Source organism: Hydrogenispora ethanolica (assembly GCF_004340685.1).
In the GTDB taxonomy this organism is placed as follows: Bacteria; Bacillota; UBA4882; order UBA8346; family UBA8346; genus Hydrogenispora; species Hydrogenispora ethanolica.
This window is the reverse complement of record NZ_SLUN01000001.1, coordinates 238,069-257,975: the sequence shown is the minus strand read 5'-3', so window position 1 is coordinate 257,975 and position 19,907 is coordinate 238,069. Positions and strand designations below refer to the sequence as shown.

18 protein-coding genes are annotated in these 19,907 nt (G+C 62.4%); 13 read left to right on the top strand and 5 right to left on the bottom strand.

Going from position 1 to position 19,907, the window contains the following annotated elements:
* Positions 1–77 precede the first annotated feature (77 nt).
* Both EDC14_RS01085 and EDC14_RS01080 read right to left on the bottom strand, forming a co-directional pair.
* Positions 78–2,033: a heavy metal translocating P-type ATPase gene (locus EDC14_RS01085; protein WP_132012330.1), complete on the bottom strand. Its 1,956-nt coding sequence runs from the start codon at positions 2,031–2,033 to the stop codon at positions 78–80.
* 27 nt (positions 2,034–2,060) lie between these two features.
* Positions 2,061–2,426: an ArsR/SmtB family transcription factor gene (locus EDC14_RS01080; RefSeq protein WP_132012329.1), complete on the bottom strand. Its 366-nt coding sequence runs from the start codon at positions 2,424–2,426 to the stop codon at positions 2,061–2,063.
* A 1,361-nt stretch (positions 2,427–3,787) separates the two neighbouring features.
* On the opposite strand from EDC14_RS01080, the gene EDC14_RS01075 reads away from it, so the two are divergent.
* From EDC14_RS01075 to EDC14_RS01025, 11 genes are all read left to right on the top strand, one after another.
* Positions 3,788–4,099, top strand: coding sequence for a hypothetical protein (locus EDC14_RS01075; RefSeq protein WP_132012328.1), 312 nt, complete (start codon positions 3,788–3,790; stop codon positions 4,097–4,099).
* An 18-nt stretch (positions 4,100–4,117) separates the two neighbouring features.
* A complete protein-coding gene (locus tag EDC14_RS01070; RefSeq protein WP_132012327.1) occupies positions 4,118–6,076 on the top strand; it encodes a V-type ATP synthase subunit I in 1,959 nt (652 codons plus the stop codon).
* Complete coding sequence (locus EDC14_RS01065; protein ID WP_132012326.1) at positions 6,076–6,540, top strand: V-type ATP synthase subunit K; 465 nt, start codon at positions 6,076–6,078, stop codon at positions 6,538–6,540. Before EDC14_RS01070 ends, EDC14_RS01065 begins: the two co-directional genes overlap by 1 nt.
* 14 nt (positions 6,541–6,554) lie before the next feature.
* Positions 6,555–7,160, top strand: a complete 606-nt coding sequence (locus tag EDC14_RS01060; RefSeq protein WP_132012325.1) for a V-type ATP synthase subunit E family protein — start codon at positions 6,555–6,557, stop codon at positions 7,158–7,160.
* Positions 7,161–7,202: 42 nt separating this feature from the next.
* Positions 7,203–8,183 carry a V-type ATPase subunit gene (locus EDC14_RS01055; RefSeq protein WP_132012324.1) on the top strand — a complete coding sequence of 327 codons (981 nt, stop codon included), beginning with the start codon at positions 7,203–7,205 and terminating at the stop codon, positions 8,181–8,183.
* Complete coding sequence (locus tag EDC14_RS01050) at positions 8,170–8,505, top strand: V-type ATP synthase subunit F (protein ID WP_132012323.1); 336 nt, start codon at positions 8,170–8,172, stop codon at positions 8,503–8,505. The genes EDC14_RS01055 and EDC14_RS01050 overlap by 14 nt, the downstream gene beginning before the upstream one ends.
* Positions 8,506–10,260, top strand: a complete 1,755-nt coding sequence (locus EDC14_RS01045; protein ID WP_132012322.1) for a V-type ATP synthase subunit A — start codon at positions 8,506–8,508, stop codon at positions 10,258–10,260.
* A gap of 3 nt (positions 10,261–10,263) precedes the next feature.
* Positions 10,264–11,646 (top strand): V-type ATP synthase subunit B, encoded by a 1,383-nt coding sequence (locus EDC14_RS01040; RefSeq protein WP_132012321.1) that lies wholly within the window; start codon positions 10,264–10,266, stop codon positions 11,644–11,646.
* Between the two features lie 36 nt (positions 11,647–11,682).
* A complete protein-coding gene (locus EDC14_RS01035) occupies positions 11,683–12,318 on the top strand; it encodes a V-type ATP synthase subunit D (RefSeq protein ID WP_132012320.1) in 636 nt (211 codons plus the stop codon).
* 713 nt (positions 12,319–13,031) lie between these two features.
* Positions 13,032–14,069, top strand: a complete 1,038-nt coding sequence (locus EDC14_RS01030) for an aldose epimerase family protein (protein WP_132012319.1) — start codon at positions 13,032–13,034, stop codon at positions 14,067–14,069.
* 118 nt (positions 14,070–14,187) lie between these two features.
* Positions 14,188–15,165 (top strand): carbohydrate kinase family protein, encoded by a 978-nt coding sequence (locus tag EDC14_RS01025; RefSeq protein WP_132012318.1) that lies wholly within the window; start codon positions 14,188–14,190, stop codon positions 15,163–15,165.
* On the opposite strand, the gene EDC14_RS01020 is transcribed toward EDC14_RS01025, so the two are convergent.
* The 3 genes from EDC14_RS01020 to EDC14_RS01010 form a co-directional block, all read right to left on the bottom strand.
* Entirely contained in the window at positions 15,166–15,528 is a 363-nt protein-coding gene (locus EDC14_RS01020; RefSeq protein WP_207930689.1) for a cupin domain-containing protein, read from the bottom strand.
* 149 nt (positions 15,529–15,677) lie between these two features.
* Positions 15,678–16,136, bottom strand: a complete 459-nt coding sequence (locus EDC14_RS01015; protein ID WP_341540137.1) for an Lrp/AsnC family transcriptional regulator — start codon at positions 16,134–16,136, stop codon at positions 15,678–15,680.
* 770 nt (positions 16,137–16,906) lie between these two features.
* Positions 16,907–17,656, bottom strand: a complete 750-nt coding sequence (locus EDC14_RS01010; protein WP_132012316.1) for an NAD-dependent epimerase/dehydratase family protein — start codon at positions 17,654–17,656, stop codon at positions 16,907–16,909.
* A gap of 544 nt (positions 17,657–18,200) precedes the next feature.
* Here EDC14_RS01010 and EDC14_RS01005 point away from each other — a divergent pair.
* Positions 18,201–19,073 (top strand): DMT family transporter, encoded by an 873-nt coding sequence (locus EDC14_RS01005; RefSeq protein ID WP_132012315.1) that lies wholly within the window; start codon positions 18,201–18,203, stop codon positions 19,071–19,073.
* A gap of 408 nt (positions 19,074–19,481) precedes the next feature.
* Positions 19,482–19,799 carry a hypothetical protein gene (locus EDC14_RS01000; RefSeq protein WP_132012314.1) on the top strand — a complete coding sequence of 106 codons (318 nt, stop codon included), beginning with the start codon at positions 19,482–19,484 and terminating at the stop codon, positions 19,797–19,799.
* The last annotated feature ends 108 nt before the right edge of the window (positions 19,800–19,907 follow it).

Here is a 19,907-nt window from a genome sequence, read left to right as displayed (position 1 = left end):
CCGCCTTACCCCGGGGGAATGAAAGCAGGGCCGTCCCGGATCTAAATCCGGAACGGCCCTGAAATTTGCGGGAATCGTCAATACCGCGCCCGTTGCACCCGGATGGCGTTGAGGATCGCCAGGACCGCCACGCCCACGTCGGCGAAGACCGCCTCCCACATGGTGGCGACGCCGCCGACGCCCAGGATCAGCACCAATCCTTTGACCCCCAGGGCCAGCCCGATATTCTGGGCGACGATATGACGGGTCCGTTTGGCGATACGGATCGCCGTGGCCAGCTTGGAAGGCTCGTCGGTCATCAGCACCACGTCGGCGGCTTCGATGGCCGCGTCCGATCCCAGCCCGCCCATGGCCACGCCGACATCGGCCCGGGCCAGCACCGGCGCGTCATTGATGCCGTCGCCGACGAAGACGAGCGTCCCCTTGCCGGACTTCTGCCGCTCCAGCGCTTCCAGCCGGGCCACCTTTTGATCGGGCAGCAGTTCGGCGTGGACTTCATCCAGCCCCAGCGACCGGCCGACCGTTTCGGCCACCGCCCGGCTGTCGCCGGTCAGCATCGCCAGTTTCCGGACGCCGGCCGCCTTCAGCGCGGCGATCGCTCCGGAACTGTCCTCCTTGACGGCGTCGGCGATCAGGATCCACCCGGCGTAGCGGCCGTCTACCGCCACGTGCACTACGGTTCCCTGGGCCTCCACCCCCGGACAGGAAATGGCTTCTCTTTCCAGTAAGCGGCTGTTGCCCGCCAGAATGGTCCGGCCGTCCCGCCGCACCCGGATGCCGTGGCCGGAGATCTCGCGATAGTCGGAGACTGCTTCCGGATCGATCTCCCGGCCGTAGGCCTGGCGGATCGACAGCGCGATCGGGTGGCTGGAGAAGCTCTCGGCGTAGGCGGCGTGTTCCAGCAGCTCCGCCTCGCCGAAGGGTTCGCTCGGCTCCAGGCGCACCACCTGGAAGACCCCTTGGGTCAGCGTGCCGGTCTTGTCAAAGACCACCGTGTCCACCCGGTTCAGCGCCTCCAGGTAATTGCCGCCTTTGATCAGGATGCCGTTGCGCGAGGCCGCGCCGATCCCGCCGAAAAAGCTCAACGGGATGGAGAGCACCAGCGCGCAGGGGCAGGAGACGACCAGGAAGACCAGGGCCCGGTTGATCCAGGCCGCAAAACCGGCCCCCGGCAGGATCAAGGGCGGAACCAGGGCCAGGATGACGGCGGCCAGCACCACCGCAGGCGTGTAATACCGGGCGAACTTGGTGATGAAGTTTTCGGTCGGCGCCTTCTTGGCGCCGGCGTTCTGGACCAGATCCAGAATCCGGGCCACCGTGGACTGGCCGAAACTCTTGGCCACCTCCACCGTTAACAGGCCGGTTTGATTGATGGAACCGGACAGCACCGCGCCGCCGGCCGCCACCTCCCGCGGCACCGCCTCGCCGGTCAGGGCCGAGGTGTCCAGGGTGGAGGCGCCGTCGATGACCGTGCCGTCCAGCGGCACTTTCTCGCCGGGCCGGATGACGATGGTGGCGCCGACCGCCACCGCCTCGGGCGCCACCCGCTCGATCCCGGCGTCGGTCTTCAGATTGGCGAAATCGGGCCGGATATCCATCAGGGCGGCGATGGAGCGCCGCGAGCGCTTCACGGCCAGTTCCTGAAAGAACTCGCCGATCCGGTAAAAGAGCATCACCGCCACGCCCTCGGGGAATTCGCCGAGGGCGAAGGCGCCGAGGGTGGCCAGGCTCATCAAAAAGTTCTCGTCAAAGATCCGGCCGCGCCGGATATTCCGGACCGCCTCCCACAGCACCGTGCCGCCGATCAGGAGATAACTGACGGAATACAGGCCGAACTCCACCCCGAATGAAAACTTGCCCAGCAGCGCCACGACGAAGAGGAGCACCGCCGCGCCGTACTGAATCAGCTCCCGGCGGTCGGGACCGTGATCGTCCGCAGGTTCCCCGGCACCTTCCACGATCTCCGCGCAATGGGCGCAATGGGAACAATGGCTGCATTCCTGCAGGACTTCTTCTTCCCTGTTGGTGGTCATGTTACATCATCCTTTCTCGTTGAATGGTCAGGGTTCGTTGATATGAATCAGGCCGAGGTTGAAGATCTGTTTGACATGCTCATCGTCGAGCGAGTAATAGACGTTTTTGCCGTCTTTCCTGTAATTGACCAGCCGGGCCTGTTTGAGAATGCGCAATTGGTGGGAGATGGCCGATTGGGTCATATTCAGCAGGAAAGCGATGTCGCAGACGCACAGCTCCATCTCGGCCAGGGCCCAGAGGATCTTGATCCGGGTGGAATCGCCAAAGACCTTGAAGAGTTCCGCCAGATCGTACAGGCTCTCCTCCGGGGGCGTCTTCTCCTTGATCCGGTTGACGATATCCAGGTGGATGACGTTGCAACACTGGTTCAGTTCTTCGTTGGGCTCGGACATGGGTACCTCCATGAATATGATTTATTGAACATACGAACAATCATTCATATATTATGGCTTTATTATATGCGCCGCTCCCGCCGCTGTCAACGGTTTTTTCGAAATGAAACAGGACTTTTACCAAGCGGCGCTCCCCGGCGCCGGGCCGGGACGCCGTTCTTGCCGCAGCACGGCCGGCGTTGTGCCGGATGGGTAGAGTCGATATTGAGGGGGATGCAGTGAAATTCCTTTAGAGGACGAGTCATTAGCTTTGGTAGTTGAGAAAAACCGTCTATCCAGCTTACATCCTGTGCCAAGGTCGGCCAGGGGGTTTGGCGGCAAACTCCCTAGGCCGGTACCCCCGCCGCAAGGGGCGAGTGCCCCCTTGACCCCCCATCCCGCTCCTCCGAGTCGCGGGTCCCTTTTCTGGGGAATTGCCGTCCCTGGCGGCGTTGCTTACGGATGCTTCGACGGCGACGTCAGGTGATACGTCCCTGTATCCATTCCGCGCATCCGGCTTCGTGCCGGATTTTGTGGGGTCGAATATTAAGGGGGATGAATTGAAATGTCCTGCGCCAAGAACGGAAGCAACTGCGGCGGCGATTGCCGCGGGATCTTGGTTCACAAATGATCGATCGGCAATGATTCCGGATCGATCTTGATTCACAGAAGATCGATCTGGAGTCACGGAAGTAACTGTGGCGGTGGCCCCCGTAGGATCTTGATTCACAAATGATCGATCGGCAATGATTCCAGATCGATCTTGATTCGCAGAAGATCGATCTGGAGTCACAGAAGCAACTGCGGCGGCGACTGCCGTAGGATCTTGGTTCACAAATGATCGATCGCCAATGATTCCAGATCGATCATGATTCATAGAAGATCGATCTTGATTCACAAAAGATTGATCGGGAGTCACGGAAGCAACTGCGGCGGCGGGGGACGCCGATTAAAAATTTTTCACCGCTTTTGCTGGAGCTTTCCATGGCCTGGAAGGAGGAAGGAAAAGAATTCCTTGTGCCGGCCCTGATCATTTTGCTACAATAAGAACAAATATCCTGTTTCGAAGACATCCTGAGTGAGCACTTTATTGAGATTTTACCGTGGTCGCATGGTTCAATGGAAGTCGTTCAAGCTTTGCGGCGCTAGTCGTTGAGAAGGTTGCCTTTTCGGAATCAACTGCTGTTTTTCCTCAAAAAACACTTCAGGCCGGTCCTCCCGCGGGGAGACTTGGCCGCTATCTCTCATCTGGAACTTGTAAAAAAGATATTAACCTGCCCCTCGATAGGACAGGAGCCGCACTTTAGTTCGAGGGGATAAAGGGATCTCGATTAGTATATACTTCCATTATCTGTGGACGGATACGGATTGGAGTGAAGCGAATGGCCAAAGAAGCCTGGCAAATGATTCAGCAGTCGGAAGCGGAGGCCGACCGGATTCTGGAGGAAGCCCGGCAGCACCGCTCCGAGCTTTTGAAACGGGCCCGGGAGGAAGCGGCCCAACGGGTCCAGCAAGCCGAGGCGGAGGCGATCGCCGCCGGTGAAGCCGCGGTCGCCGCGGCCGAGCGGCGCATGGCGGAATACCGCCGCGGACAGCTGGAGGAGGCCGAGCGGCAGGCCGCCGGCCTGACGGCGGCGGGCGAACGGAATCTGGCCGGGGCCGTCACCATGATCGTCGAAAAGGTTGTGAGCTGAAGCATGAGCGTCACTCCCATGCACAAGGTGCAACTGTTTACGTTGCGCGAAGATCTGGACCGGCTCACCGGCCTCCTGCAGGAACTGGAGATCATGGAGCTGGCGCCATTCCCGGCCGATGCCTCCCAAAACGAAGCGGCGCTGGCCGGATTGGTGGCCGATCTGCAACGCCGGATCGACCGGACGGACCGGCGACTGGGGGAGCTGGGGCGGGCCCTGGCCTTCCTGGATCAGGTGGCGCCGGTGCGGCCAAGCCTGGTGGAGCAGTTTGCCGGGGTCAAGACTTACCTGACGCCCTCCGCCCAGCAGCGGCTGTTGTCCCAGCCGGAGCGGGCGGACCGGGTATTGGACGAATTGCGGCAAATCGAGGCGGAATTGGCGCGGCTCCAGGCCGAGCGGCACCAGGTTCAGACCGTCCATGACCAGCTGGCCCCCTGGCGCGGCTGGGATCTGGACGGCCGGGCCCTGCAGGGGACCGGACGGGTCCAGGTATTCCTGGCCGCCGCCGAGGCTCCGTCGCCGGATTGCCTCGACGAGCTGGAATTGGATTATTATGGCGAGATCGTGGCCGCGGATCAGCGGGGCGTTCTCTTCGCGCTACTGGCCGAGCGGGAGCATTCCGGCCAGGTCCAGGCATTCTTCGCCAAGCACGACATCCACCTGGTGACGCTGCCCGCCTACGAGACCACCGTCGCCGCCAGGCTGGCGGAGCTGGAGGCCCAAAGGGAGCGGCTCGACGCCGCGGCGCAACGCCTGCGGGAGCGGGCGCGCGGCCTCCACGAGGAACGACAGGTATTGCAGGTCTTTTACGACGCCGGCCTCAGCGAGAAGGCCCGGCTGGAGACGACCCGGCAGCACCTGTATTCGGAACGGAGCGCCGCCCTGACCGGCTGGATCCCGGCCGACCGGCTGGAACAGCTCCAGGCCGAGCTGGACCGGAACCAGATCCGTTACGCCTGCCAGACGGTGGATCCCGAACCGGGCGAGGAGCCGCCGATCCGGCTGGCCAACCGGCCGGCGCTGGCGCCTTTCGAATATTTGGTGCAGAGCTTCAGCCTGCCGCGGGCCGGCGAGCTCGACCCGTCGCCGGTGATCGCCCCGTTCTTCTTCATCTTTTTCGGAATCGCCCTGGGGGACGCCGGGTACGGGCTGATCCTCTCGCTGATCTGCGCCGGCCTCTTGCTCAAGTTGAAACTGGGGCCGGTGGGGAGGAAACTCTCCTGGATGTTCCTCCTCAGCGGGCTGGGAGCGGTGCTGGTCGGCCTGCTGACCGGGAGCGTGCTGAGCCTGCCGGTCCGCTTCGGCATCTTCAATCCGCTGGAGAATCCGATCCTGTTGCTCATCATCGCCCTGGCGCTGGGCCTCATCCAGCTGTATCTGGGGGTGATCCTCAGCGCCTGGGAGGATATCCGGGCCGGCCGCTGGGTGGACGCCCTGTTGAATCAAGGGTTCTGGCTGCTCTTTTTGACCAGCGTGGTGCTGGTCCTGGGCAAAGACGCCCTGGGGCTGGCCGGCCAGGGGACGCTCTTCAACTACCTCCTGCTGGTCTCCGCCCTGGGCCTGGTGATCGGGAATGTCCGCTCCAAAAAAGGGATCGTCGCCAAACTGCTGGCGATCCCCGGCAGCTTCTTCACTTTTTACGGCGGTATCGGCTTTTTCAGCGACGTGCTCTCGTATTCGCGCCTGATGGCGCTGGGGCTCTCCGGCGGGGTGATGGGCGGCATCATGAACCAGCTGGCCTGGATGGTCGTACAAAGCATTCCGGTGGCCGGCTGGATCCTGGGCGCGGCCATCTTCTGCTTCGGCCACGCGCTGAATCTGGCCCTCAGCGTGCTGGGCGCCTACGTCCATTCCAGCCGGCTGCAGTATTTGGAGTTCTTCGGCAAGTTTTACCAGGGCGGCGGCCGGCCGTTCGCGCCGCTCAAGGCCGAGCGGAAATATACGTTCGTAATTGACGAAAGGGAGGCTTCATCGTAATGGAACAGAATTGGGGCATTTTCTTGGCCTATGCCGGAGTGGCGGTGGCGGTGTTATTCGCGGGCTACGGCTCCGCTTTTGGAGTGGGCCTGGCGGGCCAGGCGGCTTCGGGAGTGGTCACCGAGGATCCCGGGAAATTCGGCAAGTCGGTGATCCTGGCGGCCCTCCCGGGCACCCAGGGGATTTACGGTTTTGTCATCGGCATGCTGATGTTCACCAAGCTGTCCGGGGCGGAGCAGTTGACAGTGCTGCAGGGGCTGCAATACCTGATCGCCGGTTTCCCCATCGGCATCGTCGGCTGGCTCTCCGGCATCTGGCAGGGCCGGGTGGTGGTGGCCAGCATGGGAATCCTGGCGAAACGGCCGGAAGAATCGACCAAGGGAATCATCTACGCCGGCATGGTCGAGACCTACGCCATTCTGGCCTTTGTCATCTCGTTCTTCCTGGTGAATAACATTCGGTAAAGGAGCGCCCGTCGATGAATGATATTCAAGCGCTGACCGGCGCCATTCTCGCCAAGGCCCGGCAGGAGGCGGCGGAGATCGCCGGGGAGGCGGAACGCGAGGCGGCCCGGATCCGGGACGAAGCCGAGCAGCGGGCCGGGGAACGCCGCGCCGCCGCCGCCGCGACCTACCGCCGCAAGGCCGAGGAGATCGAGCGGCGCGCCAAGATCGCGGCGGAGCTCGAGTTGCGCAAGCGGGTCCTTACCGCCAAGCACCAGCTGATCCAGCGGGCCTTGGCCGGAGCCCGGGAGGCCCTGGCCAAGCTGCCCGCCGAACGGCGCATCGAATTTTTCGCCCAAAAGCTGGCGGATGCCGGGAGGCACGGCGGCGGCACGGTCCGGGGCGCGGGAGCGGCCGCCGAATGGCAGGCCATCGTCCAGAAGGCCAACGAACGCATTGCCGCTTCCGGGAGTCCCTCCCGTTTGAATCTGGCCCCCGAACCGCCGGAGGGCGAGGGCGGCTTTGTGCTGAGCGGTCCAGGATACACGGTCGACGGATCCTATCAGGCGTTGCTGGAAGCGGCCGAGGAAGAGCTGGTGCCGCAGATCGCCGTGGCGCTCTTCCCGAAGGAACGGCCGTGACCCGACGAGATTCGAGACCGGGCCTGAAAGGATGAGAAACGGATGCGGGAACGGGATTTTGCTTATGCGGTGGCCCGGATTCGGGCGCTCGAGACCAAGTTAATCAGCGACGCGCAGCTGGACCGGATGGCTGATGCCCCGAACCTGGCCGAAGCGGTGGCGCTATTGGGAGAGACGGAGTATGCTCCGGCCCTGGCCCATCTCCAGGAAGCGCTGCAATTTGAGACGGCGCTCGACGCCGAGCTGCAACGGGTGTTCCGCCTGGTATTGCAGCTGAGCCAGGACGCTCCGGAGATCCGGCTGCTGATGCAGCGCTACGATGTCGAAAATCTGAAGCGTATCCTGAAGGAGGCCCGGCTCGGAGCGGCGCGGCTGTCGCGGCTGGGGGTCTGGCCGCCGGAGTGGCTGCTGGAGCGGATGGAAGCGGCCGAGCCGGAGCTCCCGGAACCCTATGCCGGGGCGGTGCGGGAAGCGCGCCGGCTCTACCAGGCCAGCGGGGACGTGCAGGAGATCGACCGGATCCTGGACCGGGCCTGGTTCGCGGCCGGCCATCAGATCCTGGGCCGGGGCCGGTCCGACCTGCTGCGCGAGTGGTGGAGCGCGGCCGTCGATCTGACCAACCTGCGCATCTGGCTGAGGTTGCGCTTCATCGGCCTGGGCTTCGCCGACTTTCAGCGCTTCTTCCTGGAGGGCGGCCATTGGCAGCCGGCCGATTTTCAAGCGTTCGGGAATCAAAACGACGATCAGCTGCTGGCCCTGTTGAACCGGAGCCGCTATTCCCGGCTGGCCGGCGCGGGACCGCTCCTCCTGACCTCGCTAAGCGTCCTGGAGCGGGAGTCCGACAATTATCTGACCGAACTGATCGGCCGCGCCAAATATATCGCGCTCGGCATCGAGCCCTTGGTCGGCTATTGGCTGGCCAAAGAGACCGAGGTCCGTTCGTTGCGGATCATTCTGACGGGCCAAAGCAACCGGGTGCCCAACTCCAAAATAAAGGAGCGTTTGCGACGTGCTTACACATAAGATCGCCGCGATGGGCGAGGAGGACCGGATCCTGGGCTTCAAAGCGCTGGGGATCGAGACCTTTCCCGTCGGCGAACGGGACGATCCCGCCGCCCTGCTGGAGAAGCTGATGGAGGAGAATGAATATGCGATCATCTTCGTGGCGGAGTCCCTGGCCGAGCGGGTGGAAAAGACGCTGATCGAGCACGCGGGCGCGCCTTTGCCGAGCGTGGTCTATATTCCGGGCAGCCAGGGCGATCAGGGCTATGCCATGCAGCGAATCCGCCGGATCATCGAACGGGCGGTCGGCGCGGATATCCTGTCGGGAAAAGAGGTTGAGTAGATGAGAGAGGGCAAGATCATTAAAGTTTCCGGACCGCTGGTGGTGGCCGAAGGCCTGACGGAGGCCAGGATGTATGAGGTGGTCCGGGTCAGCGAAAAAAGGCTGATCGGAGAGATCATCGAGCTGCGGGGCGACCGCGCCTGGATCCAGGTGTATGAGGAGACCACCGGCTTGGGCCCCGGCGAACCGGTCTATTTGACCGGCGCTCCGCTCAGCGTGGAGCTGGGGCCGGGATTGATCGAAGCGATCTACGACGGGATTCAGCGTCCCCTCGATCAACTGGTGCAAAAAGTGGGCGATCGCATCACCCGCGGCGTGGAAGTGGCGCCGCTGGACCACGACCGGAAATGGGAGTTCGTCGCCACGGCTGCGCCAGGGAGCATGGTCCAGCCGGGCGATATCATCGGCACGGTCCAGGAAACGGTGGTGGTCTCCCACAAGATCATGATCCCGCCCGGAGTCTCCGGCAGACTGGCGGAGATCCGGTCCGGCGCCTTTACGCTGGATGAGACCGTGGCCCGGGTGGCGACGGCGACCGGCGTCGTCGAGGTCAAGATGCTGCAGAAATGGCCGGTGCGGCGGGGCCGTCCCTACCGGGAGAAGCTGGCCCCGACCGAGCTGATGGCCACCGGCCAGCGGGTGATCGACACGTTCTTCCCGGTGGCCAAAGGCGGCACCGCCAGCATCCCCGGGCCGTTCGGCAGCGGCAAGACCATCGTCCAGCACCAGCTGGCCAAATGGGCCGACGCCGAGATCATCGTCTATGTGGGCTGCGGCGAGCGCGGCAATGAAATGACCGACGTGCTGATGGAATTCCCGGAGCTGCACGACACGCGCACCGGCGAAGTCTTGATCAAACGGACGGTGCTGATCGCCAATACCTCGGATATGCCGGTGGCGGCCCGGGAGGCTTCCATCTATACCGGGATCACCATTGCCGAATACTTCCGGGATATGGGCTATTCGGTGGCGATCATGGCCGACTCCACCTCCCGCTGGGCGGAGGCGCTGCGGGAGATCTCCGGCCGGCTGGAGGAGATGCCCGGGGAGGAAGGGTATCCGGCATACCTGGGTTCGCGGCTGGCCGACTTTTATGAGCGGGCCGGCCGGGTGATCTGCCTGGGCGGCGACGGCCGGGAAGGGACCCTGACCGCGGTGGGGGCGGTTTCGCCGCCGGGCGGCGACATCTCCGAGCCGGTGTCCCAGGCGACCCTGCGCATTGTCAAGGTCTTCTGGGGCTTGGACGCCGCGCTGGCCTACCGCAGGCATTTTCCGGCGATCAACTGGCTGACCAGCTATTCGCTGTATACCGAGCGCTTGGCCGAATACTTCGACCGGGCGGTAGCGCCCGAATTCAACCGCCTGCGGGTCGAGGCCATGCGGATCTTGCAGGAGGAGGCGGAACTGGATGAGATCGTCCGGCTGGTGGGCGTGGACGCCCTCTCGCCCAAGGACCAGCTGACGATGGAGACCGCCCGGTCGATCCGCGAGGATTACCTGCACCAAAACGCCTTTCACGATATCGACACCTATACGTCCTTGGCCAAACAGCACCGGATGCTCAAGTCGATCCTGCTCTTTGACCGCAGCGCCCGGGAGCAGCTGGGGGCGGGCGTTTCCATCAAAAAGATTCTGAATGACCCGGTCCGGGAGCAGATCGCCCGCGCCAAGTATCTGCCCGAAGCCGATCTCGGCCGGATCGACGCGCTGATCGAGGGGCTTGAGGCGAAAATGTCCGCCGGGGTGGAGGGGTAAACGATGTTCAAGGAGTATCAGACCGCCAGAGAATTAGTGGGCCCGTTAATGCTGGTGGAACAGGTGGCGGGGATTAAATTCGGCGAGCTGGTGGAGATTCATTCCGGCGACGGCGAAACCCGGCGCGGCCGGGTGCTGGAGGCGGACGGCGATAAGGCCCTGGTCCAGCTGTTCGAGGGGTCCTCGGGCATGAATCTGCGCCAGAGCAAGATCCGCTTCCTCGGCAAGAGCCTGGAGCTGGGCGTGGCCCCGGACATTCTGGGCCGGGTCTTCGACGGCATGGGGCGGCCCCGCGACAAGGGACCAGCGATCATCCCCGAGCGCAGCATGGACATTAACGGCGCGCCGATCAATCCCTATGCCCGCGATTATCCGTCGGAATTCATTCAGACCGGGATCTCGGCGATTGACGGCCTGAATACGCTGGTCCGCGGGCAGAAGCTGCCGATCTTTTCGGCCTCGGGCTTGCCCCACTCGCAGCTGGCGGCGCAGATCGCCCGCCAGGCCAAGGTGCTGGGGGGCGAGCAGAAATTCGCGGTGGTCTTCGCCGCCATGGGCATCACCTTTGAGGAGGCGGACTACTTCATCGCCGATTTCCGGAAAACCGGCGCCATCGAACGGGCGGTGCTCTTCATGAATCTCGCCAACGACCCGGCCATCGAACGGATCTCCACGCCGCGCATGGCGCTGACCGCCGCCGAGTACCTGGCGTTCGACCTGGAGATGCACGTGCTGGTCATCTTGACCGATATGACCAATTACGCCGAGGCGCTGCGGGAGATCTCGGCGGCCCGCAAAGAGGTGCCCGGCCGCCGCGGCTATCCGGGGTACCTCTACACCGACCTGGCCACCATCTACGAGCGGGCCGGCCGGATCAAGGGCCGCCAGGGCTCCATCACCCAGCTGCCGATCCTGTCGATGCCGGAGGATGACAAGACCCATCCCATTCCCGACCTGACCGGTTATATCACCGAAGGCCAGATTATTTTGAGCCGGGAACTCTACCGCAAAGGGGTCTTCCCGCCCATCGACGTCCTGCCTTCGCTGTCGCGCTTGAAGGATAAGGGCATCGGCAAGGAAAAGACCCGCGAGGATCACGCCGATACCATGAACCAGCTGTTCGCCGCCTACGCCCGGGGCAAAGAGGCCAAGGATCTGGCGGTGATCCTGGGCGAAGCGGCGCTGTCCGATCTGGATAAGAAGTTCGCGCGGTTCGCCGACGCCTTCGAGCGGAGCTACGTCAGCCAGGGCGAGGATGAAGACCGGTCCATCGTCGCGACGCTGGATACCGGCTGGCGGCTCCTGAGCATGATTCCCCGCGGCGAATTGAAGCGGATCCGCGACGAGTATCTCGACAAGTACCTGCCCGCCCCGGCGGAGGCCTGAAGGCGGGGCGCGGCCGCCCCAAACGGAGGATAGAGCATGGAGATACGGGTCAACCCGACCCGGATGGAACTTTTACGGCTCAAGAAACGGTTAAAAGTTGCCGTTCGCGGTCATAAGCTGCTCAAAGATAAATTCGACGAGCTGATGAAGAACTTCATGAAGCTGGTCGAGGAAGAACGCCGGCTCCGCCAGGCCGTGGAAGCGGTGCTGGCCGAGGCGTTGCAGGGTTTCATGATGGCCCGGGCGGTGATGTCCCGGGATTCCCTGGAAGGGGCCATCGCCCGGCCGAAGGTGAAGGCGGAGATCAGCGCCGCCACCAAAACGGTGATGGGCATCGAGGTGCCGGCCTTCACCCTGAAAGAACCGGAATACCGGGGCGGAATCTATCCCTATGGTTTCGCGCAGACCTCCGGCGAACTGGACCAGGCCATCCGCGATCTCTCCCGCAGCCTGAAGGAACTGATTCAACTGGCCGAGGTCGAGAAGACCGTGGAACTCCTGGCGGCGGAGATCGAACGCACCCGGCGCCGGGTCAACGCGCTCGAATATGTGATGATCCCCCAACTGGAGGAGGCGATCAAACGGATCACCATGAAGCTGGATGAGAATGAGCGCGGCAATTTGACCCGCCTGATGAAGATCAAGGATATGGTGCGGGAGAAGCAAACCTAAATAAGTTATTTTAGTAAAGAAATGATTCAACCTATCCCGGCGAAGCCGGAACCAAAAAGAACGTGGAGTTCAATGGAACGAAGAAGAAAGTCCAAAAGCGACCTCTCCCCGGTCCCCTCCCCGGCGAAGCAAATTCTGACGGCGTATCGGCGGGGAGGGGTCAATCGCTTGAAATGAGGGCCAATGTCCGAAGAGGTAAGTCTTTACGCGAATCAACTACGGAAAATTAGGCCAAAGAGAAATCCCCAAAATAGGCAATAATTTGTGGCGATCCACCCCTCCCCGTCGAGTTTACCATCAGCAATAACTTCGCCGGACCATGTCCAGGAAGGATAGAGTCCGGCGGTTCACGGATGAAATACCGCCGGGGAGGGGATAGGGGGAGAGGTCAGGTTTTTAGACAATAGAATGGCAAGGATCGAACGCCATCGATTCTAATCCGATCCGAAAACAAAGGTGTAAATCCTGGCTACCTTTAAGTTCATAAGATTACCTTAAAATATTGTGCATAAAATGAACGCTATTTCATTCGTTAGCCTATAGCGGCGGAGCGGAATATTGCCGGGGCATGAATTAAGCCTTGATTTTGGAAATATTTAAATTTACAATAAATTATAGGAATCGTAACTTTGCTGATCACGATAGGTTGCAATGATTCAAAGCGGGCGGCTCGGGATGATTGCGGCCGGATCGCGTCGAAAGGGGTTTCAGCCATGTTTCTTAGCAGAGAGCCGTTCGGCACCACGGCCGACGGCAAAGCGGTAGAATGTTTCACGCTCCGCAACGATTGCAATATGACGGTCCAGATTATCACCTACGGCGGGATTATTACATCCTTGCGCGTGCCCGACCGCGCCGGCCGCCTCGCCGATGTGGTGCTGGGCTTTAACACGCTCCCCGAGTATCTGGCCGGACATCCGTTCTTCGGCGCGCTGGTGGGACGGTACGGCAACCGCATCGCGGGGGCCCGCTTCACCTTGAACGGCCGCGAGTACCGGCTGGCGGCCAACGACGGCGCCAACCACCTCCACGGCGGACTGGCCGGCTTCGACAAGAAGTTGTGGGAGGCCGAGCCCATCCGGGATGAGCGGGAAGTCGGCGTGAAGCTGACCTACCTGTCGCCCGACGGCGAGGAGGGCTACCCCGGCAACCTGGCCACCACGGTCACCTACCATTTGAACGGGCAGAACGAACTGAGCGTCCACTATGAGGCGACCACGGACCGGCCGACGGTCGTCAATCTGACCCAGCATAGCTACTTTAATTTGGCCGGGGAAGGTTCCGGCACCATTCTGGAGCATGAGATGATGATCGATGCCGACCGGGTCACCGCGGTGGGACCGGATCTGATCCCCACCGGGGAATTGCAGCCGGTGGCTGGGACGGCGCTGGATTTCCGGACGCCCGGAGCCATCGGCGCCGCGATCGCCCGGGTTCCCGGCGGCTACGACCACAACTATGTGTTGAACAAAGACGGCCGGGAGCCGTCCCTGGCCGCCCGGGTCCGGGAGCCTCACAGCGGCCGGGTGCTGGAGGTCTTCACCACCGAACCGGGCATGCAGTTTTATTCCGCCAACTTCCTCGACGGGAGCTTGAAGGGCAAGGCGGGCGCGGCCTATGGCGAGCATAGCGGTTTTTGCCTGGAGACCCAGCACTTCCCGGACTCGCCCAACCAGCCGGCCTTCCCGAGCACGGTTCTGAACCCGGGCGAAACCTACCGGCATTTGACCATCTTCAAGTTTTCGGCCTGACGGCTGCGGGGTGCGGCTTCCGTGACCGCGGCCGGAAGGTTAAGGATTGGAAATCAGTACAGCCGGGGTGGGATTGCTCGTCAGTCGCCCCGGCTGATTTATTGAAGGAGCGTGGGAGATGTTGGATGTAGCGGCATTGGGCGAGATTTTGATCGATTTTACCCCGGCCGGCCGGTCGGCTGCGGGCCAGCGGCTGCTGGAGGAGAATCCCGGCGGGGCTCCGGCCAACGTCCTGGCGGCCCTGGCCAAGTTGGGCAAGCGCACCGCCTTCCTGGGAATGGCGGGCCGCGACCAATTCGGGACCTATCTCCGCGAAGTCCTGCGCAGACAGGGGATCGACGTGACCGGGTTCAAGCTGACCGGGGCGGCCCATACCACCCTGGCCTTCGTCCACCTGAATGAGTCCGGCGACCGCCAATTCAGCTTCTACCGCGATCCCGGGGCCGACTTGATGTTCAGCGAGGGGGATATCGAGTACGACTTGATCCGCGCGGCGGACGTCTTCCATTTCGGCTCCATCTCCATGACCGGCGAGCCGGCCCGGGGCGCCACCCTGGCGGCTGTCAAGTTCGCCAAGGCCCAGGGGAAACTGATCTCCTACGACCCCAATTACCGTCCCCTGCTCTGGCCGGACCCGGCTCAGGCCCAAGCGACCATGCGCCTGGGGCTGGAATACGCCGATCTGGTCAAGGTCTCCGAATCCGAACTGGAGCTGCTGACCGGTACGGCCGATCTCGAGCTCGGCTCGGCCGCCCTGATGGAGTACGGCGTCCGGCTGGCCTTCGTCACCTTGGGCCCCCAGGGCTGTTTCTACCGCGCGCCTTTTGGGACCGGGAGATTGCCGACCTATGCGGTGCCGGTGGTGGATACCACCGGAGCCGGCGACGCTTTCCTGGGAGCCATCCTGTACCACCTCAGCGGCAGGAATGCCGCGGATCTGGAGCAGCTGGACCGGGGCGAGCTGGAGCGGATGATCGATTTCGCCAATGCCGCCGGGGCGCTCACCACCACCCAAAAAGGGGCGATCCCCGCGCTGCCGGGCCTGGAGCAAGTACAGCGCTGCCTGGCGCAGCTGTCCAAGCTGCCGGCCGGCTGATCAAATGCGGTCCACCGCCGTCCGGGTCCGTTCGTTGGTGACGTTGCCCGTATTGACGGTGGTCTTGGACTCGAACAGCAGGACCTCGACTTCCGCGGCGGCGCTGGGCCTGTGTTCCACGCCTTTGGGAACGACCAAAAACTCCCCGGCGGCGAGCCGGACGTCTCCGTCGCGCAATTGGATGGTGAGCTCTCCCTTGACCACCAGGAACATTTCGTCCTCGGCCTCGTGGCGGTGCCAGACGAAATCGCCCAGCAGTTTGACGATCTTGACCTGAAAGTCATTGACCTCGCCCACCAGCCGCGCGTGCCAGTGATCATCCACCCGCCGCAGTTTTTCCGCCAGATTGACCTTTTCCAACATCAGAATCGACCCCTTTCAAAAAAAGCTGTAATAAACCGGCTAAAAAAGCCGGAAGTCTCTGCGTTGCTTTTCTGAGCTTTTGTGTTCATCCTGGCCTTCGGACAGGGTTTATCACAACGCTTTCAAAAAGCTGACCGATAGCGATAAGATTACCGCTGAGCCTCCCCGTCCGGCAACGGCAAGTGGTTCGTCTCCTTCAGGGTGGTAAAGGCGATGGCGGTCCGGGTGGACCGGATCGCGGCAATGCCGCCGAACTTCTCCCGCAGGATCTCCCCCAATTTTGCGGTGCTCTCCGTCCGCACCTTCACCAGGAAGCAATCCTCCCCGGCGATATGGTGCACCTCCTGTACCTCCGGGATGGCGGCCAGCCGCTCGCCGGTGGCCAGCGCTGCTCCCGGACCCTCGATCCGCACGAAAATGAAGGCCAGCAACCCGAAGCCGAGCGCCTGCGGTTGCAAACGGGCCTCGTATTGCCGGATGATGCCGCTCTCTTCCAGCTTGCGGAGGCGCTCCAGCGTGGCCGAGGCCGCCATGCCGACCCGCCGGGCGATTTCCACATTGCTGATCCGGGCATCTTCCTGAATAATATTCAGTATTTTTAAATCAATATCGTCTAAAATTCGGAATCAACTCCTTTGATCGGATTATAATTCTAAGGGAAGGAGTTGTCAACCCATTTTATGGGATAGATTTTCGGGCCCGAGGATTTCGTTGGGGCAAAAAAAACGATGCAGCCCTCACCCCGGCAGCCCTCACCCCGGCGCGAAAAAGCGTGCGCCGACCCTCTCCCGTCAAGGGCCGGTAGAGGGTTTGGGGAACGGATTGGCGAGAATAACGGGCTTTGACACCCTTCTCCCGGCGGCCGGGAGGGCCGGGGATGAGGGGCTGCGTCGAGTTGGCATGACGAAAAGGGAATAACTGACTGCCTTTAAAGTTTCCGGTTCGATGCAGCCCTCACCCCGGCGCGAAAAAGCGCGCGCCGACCCTCTCCCGTCAAGGGCCGGTAGAGGGTTTGGGAAACGGATTGGCGAGGATAACGGGCTTCGACACCCTTCTCCCGGCGGCCGGGAGAAGGGCCGGGGATGAGGGGCTGCGTCGAGTCGGCTTCAACTTTTGCCGTTCGATGCAGCCCTCACCCCGGCGCAAAAAAGCGTGCGCCGACCCTCTCCCGTCAAGGGCCGGTAGAGGGTTTTGGGAACGGATTGGCAAGGAGAACGGGCTTCGACACCCTTCTCCCGGCGGCCGGGAGAAGGACCGGGGATGAGGGGCTGCGTCGAGTTGGCATACGAAAGGGGTTTTCCATGTGAACCAAAATCTCCCGAATCGCCTGATAGCAAGCGAAGCTCAGGGGGCGAGTCGGTGAGGCGAAGGGAACCCCTCAGGGCAGGCTCTGATAATAACGGTAGGTCTCGGCCAGATGCCGGCGGAGGGCGTCGGCCGGGCGGGATGGGTCCGTGAGCTCCGGGAGGGAGTTTTTGAACTGGCGGAGCAGCTCCGCCAGCTCGGCCAGGCCGATGGCGAAGACGGGGTCGACCGCATAATAAAAACGGTTCCCGGCGGCGGGCGGCCCGTCCACGAGCTTTTCGAAGGCGGCGACGACATCGTCGATATAGACCAGCCGCAGCGTCCGGTGGGGGTCGTCGATCCGGATCGGCTGATCGTGGGCGATCCGGTAACAGAAGGTGGCCACCACCGAGTTGTAGTCGGGCCTGGCCCCGCCGCCGAAGGTGTTGGGCAAGCGGAAGAGATAGACCGGGACCCGGTGGCGGAGTCCGTAGCGGATCAGCGCCCGTTCCGCCCGCCTTTTGCTGATGCCGTAAGGATTCTTCAATACCGCCTGGATCGACGAGCTGAAGACGATGGGAATCCTCCGGGGGGCCGCCTCGACGGCGCGGATCAGCGCGAGCGTCAGCCCCCGGTTGACCCGGTCGAAGTCCCCTTCGTCCAGCGGACGGTTGACTCCGGCCAAATGGTAGACCAGATCGGCCCGGCGGGCCATTTCCCCCAGGGCGGCCGGGGAGTCGGTCCGTTCAAACTCCAGGACCGTCAGGTCCCCGCGCCCCTGCAAACGCTGAACGAGATGCCGTCCCATGAAGCCTTGCGAGCCGGTCACCAGTACTCTCTTCATGACGCTCACCCCGCAGACGCCGGCGCCGGCATCGAAAAATCGCCAATTTTAGAATTTCATGCAACTTGCAATGAATCCATCATTCCTTATGGCCGCGCGCCGGGAGAATTGCGCAAAAAGCGCTTCATTTTACCGGATCAGGATATTCTTATGAAAGGCGCCGGCAAAGTGAAACTGGAATGAATTACTTTATTCCCGCCTTTTTGCCGATCGGGCCAAAAAATTGCAGAAAAAAGCCTTCGCTGCCATTTTCGCAAATTTCGTCAAGCGGGGAGGAGCGGTCTCCGCCGGGACGGCGTCCGCGGCAGCCGCCCGCGGGAAAAGGTTGGGCCCCGGCCGGCCCTGTGGTATAATGGACCCAATATGTCTCTAATTTTCCAAGAATACGAAAGGAGGAAGCGCCGATGTACTTCAAGCCGCGGTTTGAGAACGATATTCCAGCCGTCCGCTTCTGACGGTTGGATCGCGCCGCTCTTTTTAGAAAGCTGTTCCTTCCGTCCGAAGCCCATCCATTCAGACATTTTGACGATGGAGGGAATTGAACATGGTAAAAAAATATCTGGGTCCGCTCTGCCTGACCCTGGCCGCCAGCATCTGGGGCGGCATGTATGTGGTCAGCAAAATGGTGCTGGCGTTCGTGCCCCCGCTGGAACTGGTTTGGCTCCGTTATGGGGTGGCCCTGCTGACGCTGGGCGGGATCGTCCTGGCCGCCCGCCAGTCCTGGCGGATCCGGCGCCGGGATATTCCGTTGATTCTGGGCATCGGCATCATCGGCTATTTCCTGTCGATTTGGGCGCAATTCGCCGGGACGAGGCTTTCATCGGCCCAGATGGGCGCGGTGATCACCGCGGCGACCCCCGCCTTTATGGTGATCTTCGCCCGGTTGATCCTCAAAGAGCCGATCACCGCCAAAAAAGCCCTTTCGGTCGGCATGGCCACGGTGGGCGTGGTATTGATCGTCGGCGTGGGCGACCTGGGGAATGCTGCGCAGTTGGGCGGTTTGATCCTGGGGATCGCCGCGTTGACCTGGGCGCTCATGTCGGTGCTGGTAAAACGGGTCCCCGCCGGCTATTCGCCCCTGGTGGTGACCACTTACGCCATTCTGGCGGCGCTCGTGGTCATGACGCCGCTGGTCGGGTTCCAGGCCGACCCGCTGCAATTGGGCCGGGCGCTCGGCCGGCCGCTGGTCCTGGCCGGCGTACTTTATCTGGGCGTCGTCTCTACCGCCGGCGCGTTTTATTTCTGGAACAAGGGGCTGCAGCTGGTCGACGCCGGCCGGGCCGGACTCTATTTTTTCTTCCAGCCGCTGGTCGGGACCTTGCTGGGCTGGCTTTTCCTGGGCGAGCAAGTCGGAATCGCCTTCTGGACCGGCACGGCGCTGATCCTCGGCGGGGTGTTGCTGGTGGTCCGGGAATAGCCGGACCGGAGAAGATTTCATCGAACCGAGGCTCGGGAGTTTCGACTCCCGGGTCTTTTTCTTGCGGGCCGGGGGAGAATGGCGCAATGGAGGGCGCCGCCGCCCCGCGCCGGGGCGGTTCCCGCGGGGCAGGGGGCGTTCCGTTCCCGGAACCGGGCGGTGATGCCCCGGCCGGGGGCGAGCCGGGTCCGGTCCGAGGCGGCGCTTTCCCGGAGCGGGGCGCTCTCCGCCGGACCTCGGGCAACCCATGCCCCCGGGGAGGCGCGGGCGGCGCGGACCCGCCGGGAGGAAAACTGTATTTATTACAGACAATTATTGAATTGTCCAAAAGCAACACATGGTGTATTCTATAGATGAACCAATGGGGCCCTCGACGCCCCATGAGTAAATCTTCGAGGGGGTGAGAACGTGAACAAGAACTATTCCATCGCCGAGCAGCTGAACCGGGCCGGCCTGATGCTGGCGGGACTCTCGGCCCACGCCGAGCGGCTGGCGCGGCGGGGGATCGACCGGGAGTTCATTGCCAGGCTGGAGAGCCGCTACCGGCAGCTGGAGGAGTATCACAGCGAACAGCAGGCTTGCAAGGCCCGCTGGATGGAACAGACCGAACTGCGCCGGGGGGTCCAGGCCGAGGTCGACGCGCTCTGCCGCGAGGCCCGCAAAATGGTCAAGGTCGAGCTGCCGCCGGAGAGCTGGCGGGAATTTGGCATCACCGACCGGTTTTAGGGCGATATATAGGATGAAATAATTTCCTAAACTAAGATTTGCATTCCTAAAGCCGAATGCAAATAATAAAGCGGTATTTATTTCATCCTATTACTGCGGTAATAAGTT

Bases quoted from the DNA above. Each gene is read 5' to 3' on its own strand.
- EDC14_RS01085 (WP_132012330.1), bottom strand. From the start codon at position 2,033: ATGACCACCAACAGGGAAGAAGAAGTCCTGCAGGAATGCAGCCATTGT.
- EDC14_RS01080 (WP_132012329.1), bottom strand. From the start codon at position 2,426: ATGTCCGAGCCCAACGAAGAACTGAACCAGTGTTGCAACGTCATCCAC.
- EDC14_RS01075 (WP_132012328.1), top strand. From the start codon at position 3,788: ATGGCCAAAGAAGCCTGGCAAATGATTCAGCAGTCGGAAGCGGAGGCC.
- EDC14_RS01070 (WP_132012327.1), top strand. From the start codon at position 4,118: ATGCACAAGGTGCAACTGTTTACGTTGCGCGAAGATCTGGACCGGCTC.
- EDC14_RS01065 (WP_132012326.1), top strand. From the start codon at position 6,076: ATGGAACAGAATTGGGGCATTTTCTTGGCCTATGCCGGAGTGGCGGTG.
- EDC14_RS01060 (WP_132012325.1), top strand. From the start codon at position 6,555: ATGAATGATATTCAAGCGCTGACCGGCGCCATTCTCGCCAAGGCCCGG.
- EDC14_RS01055 (WP_132012324.1), top strand. From the start codon at position 7,203: ATGCGGGAACGGGATTTTGCTTATGCGGTGGCCCGGATTCGGGCGCTC.
- EDC14_RS01045 (WP_132012322.1), top strand. From the start codon at position 8,506: ATGAGAGAGGGCAAGATCATTAAAGTTTCCGGACCGCTGGTGGTGGCC.
- EDC14_RS01040 (WP_132012321.1), top strand. From the start codon at position 10,264: ATGTTCAAGGAGTATCAGACCGCCAGAGAATTAGTGGGCCCGTTAATG.
- EDC14_RS01035 (WP_132012320.1), top strand. From the start codon at position 11,683: ATGGAGATACGGGTCAACCCGACCCGGATGGAACTTTTACGGCTCAAG.
- EDC14_RS01030 (WP_132012319.1), top strand. From the start codon at position 13,032: ATGTTTCTTAGCAGAGAGCCGTTCGGCACCACGGCCGACGGCAAAGCG.
- EDC14_RS01025 (WP_132012318.1), top strand. From the start codon at position 14,188: ATGTTGGATGTAGCGGCATTGGGCGAGATTTTGATCGATTTTACCCCG.
- EDC14_RS01020 (WP_207930689.1), bottom strand. From the start codon at position 15,528: ATGTTGGAAAAGGTCAATCTGGCGGAAAAACTGCGGCGGGTGGATGAT.
- EDC14_RS01010 (WP_132012316.1), bottom strand. From the start codon at position 17,656: ATGAAGAGAGTACTGGTGACCGGCTCGCAAGGCTTCATGGGACGGCAT.
- EDC14_RS01005 (WP_132012315.1), top strand. From the start codon at position 18,201: ATGGTAAAAAAATATCTGGGTCCGCTCTGCCTGACCCTGGCCGCCAGC.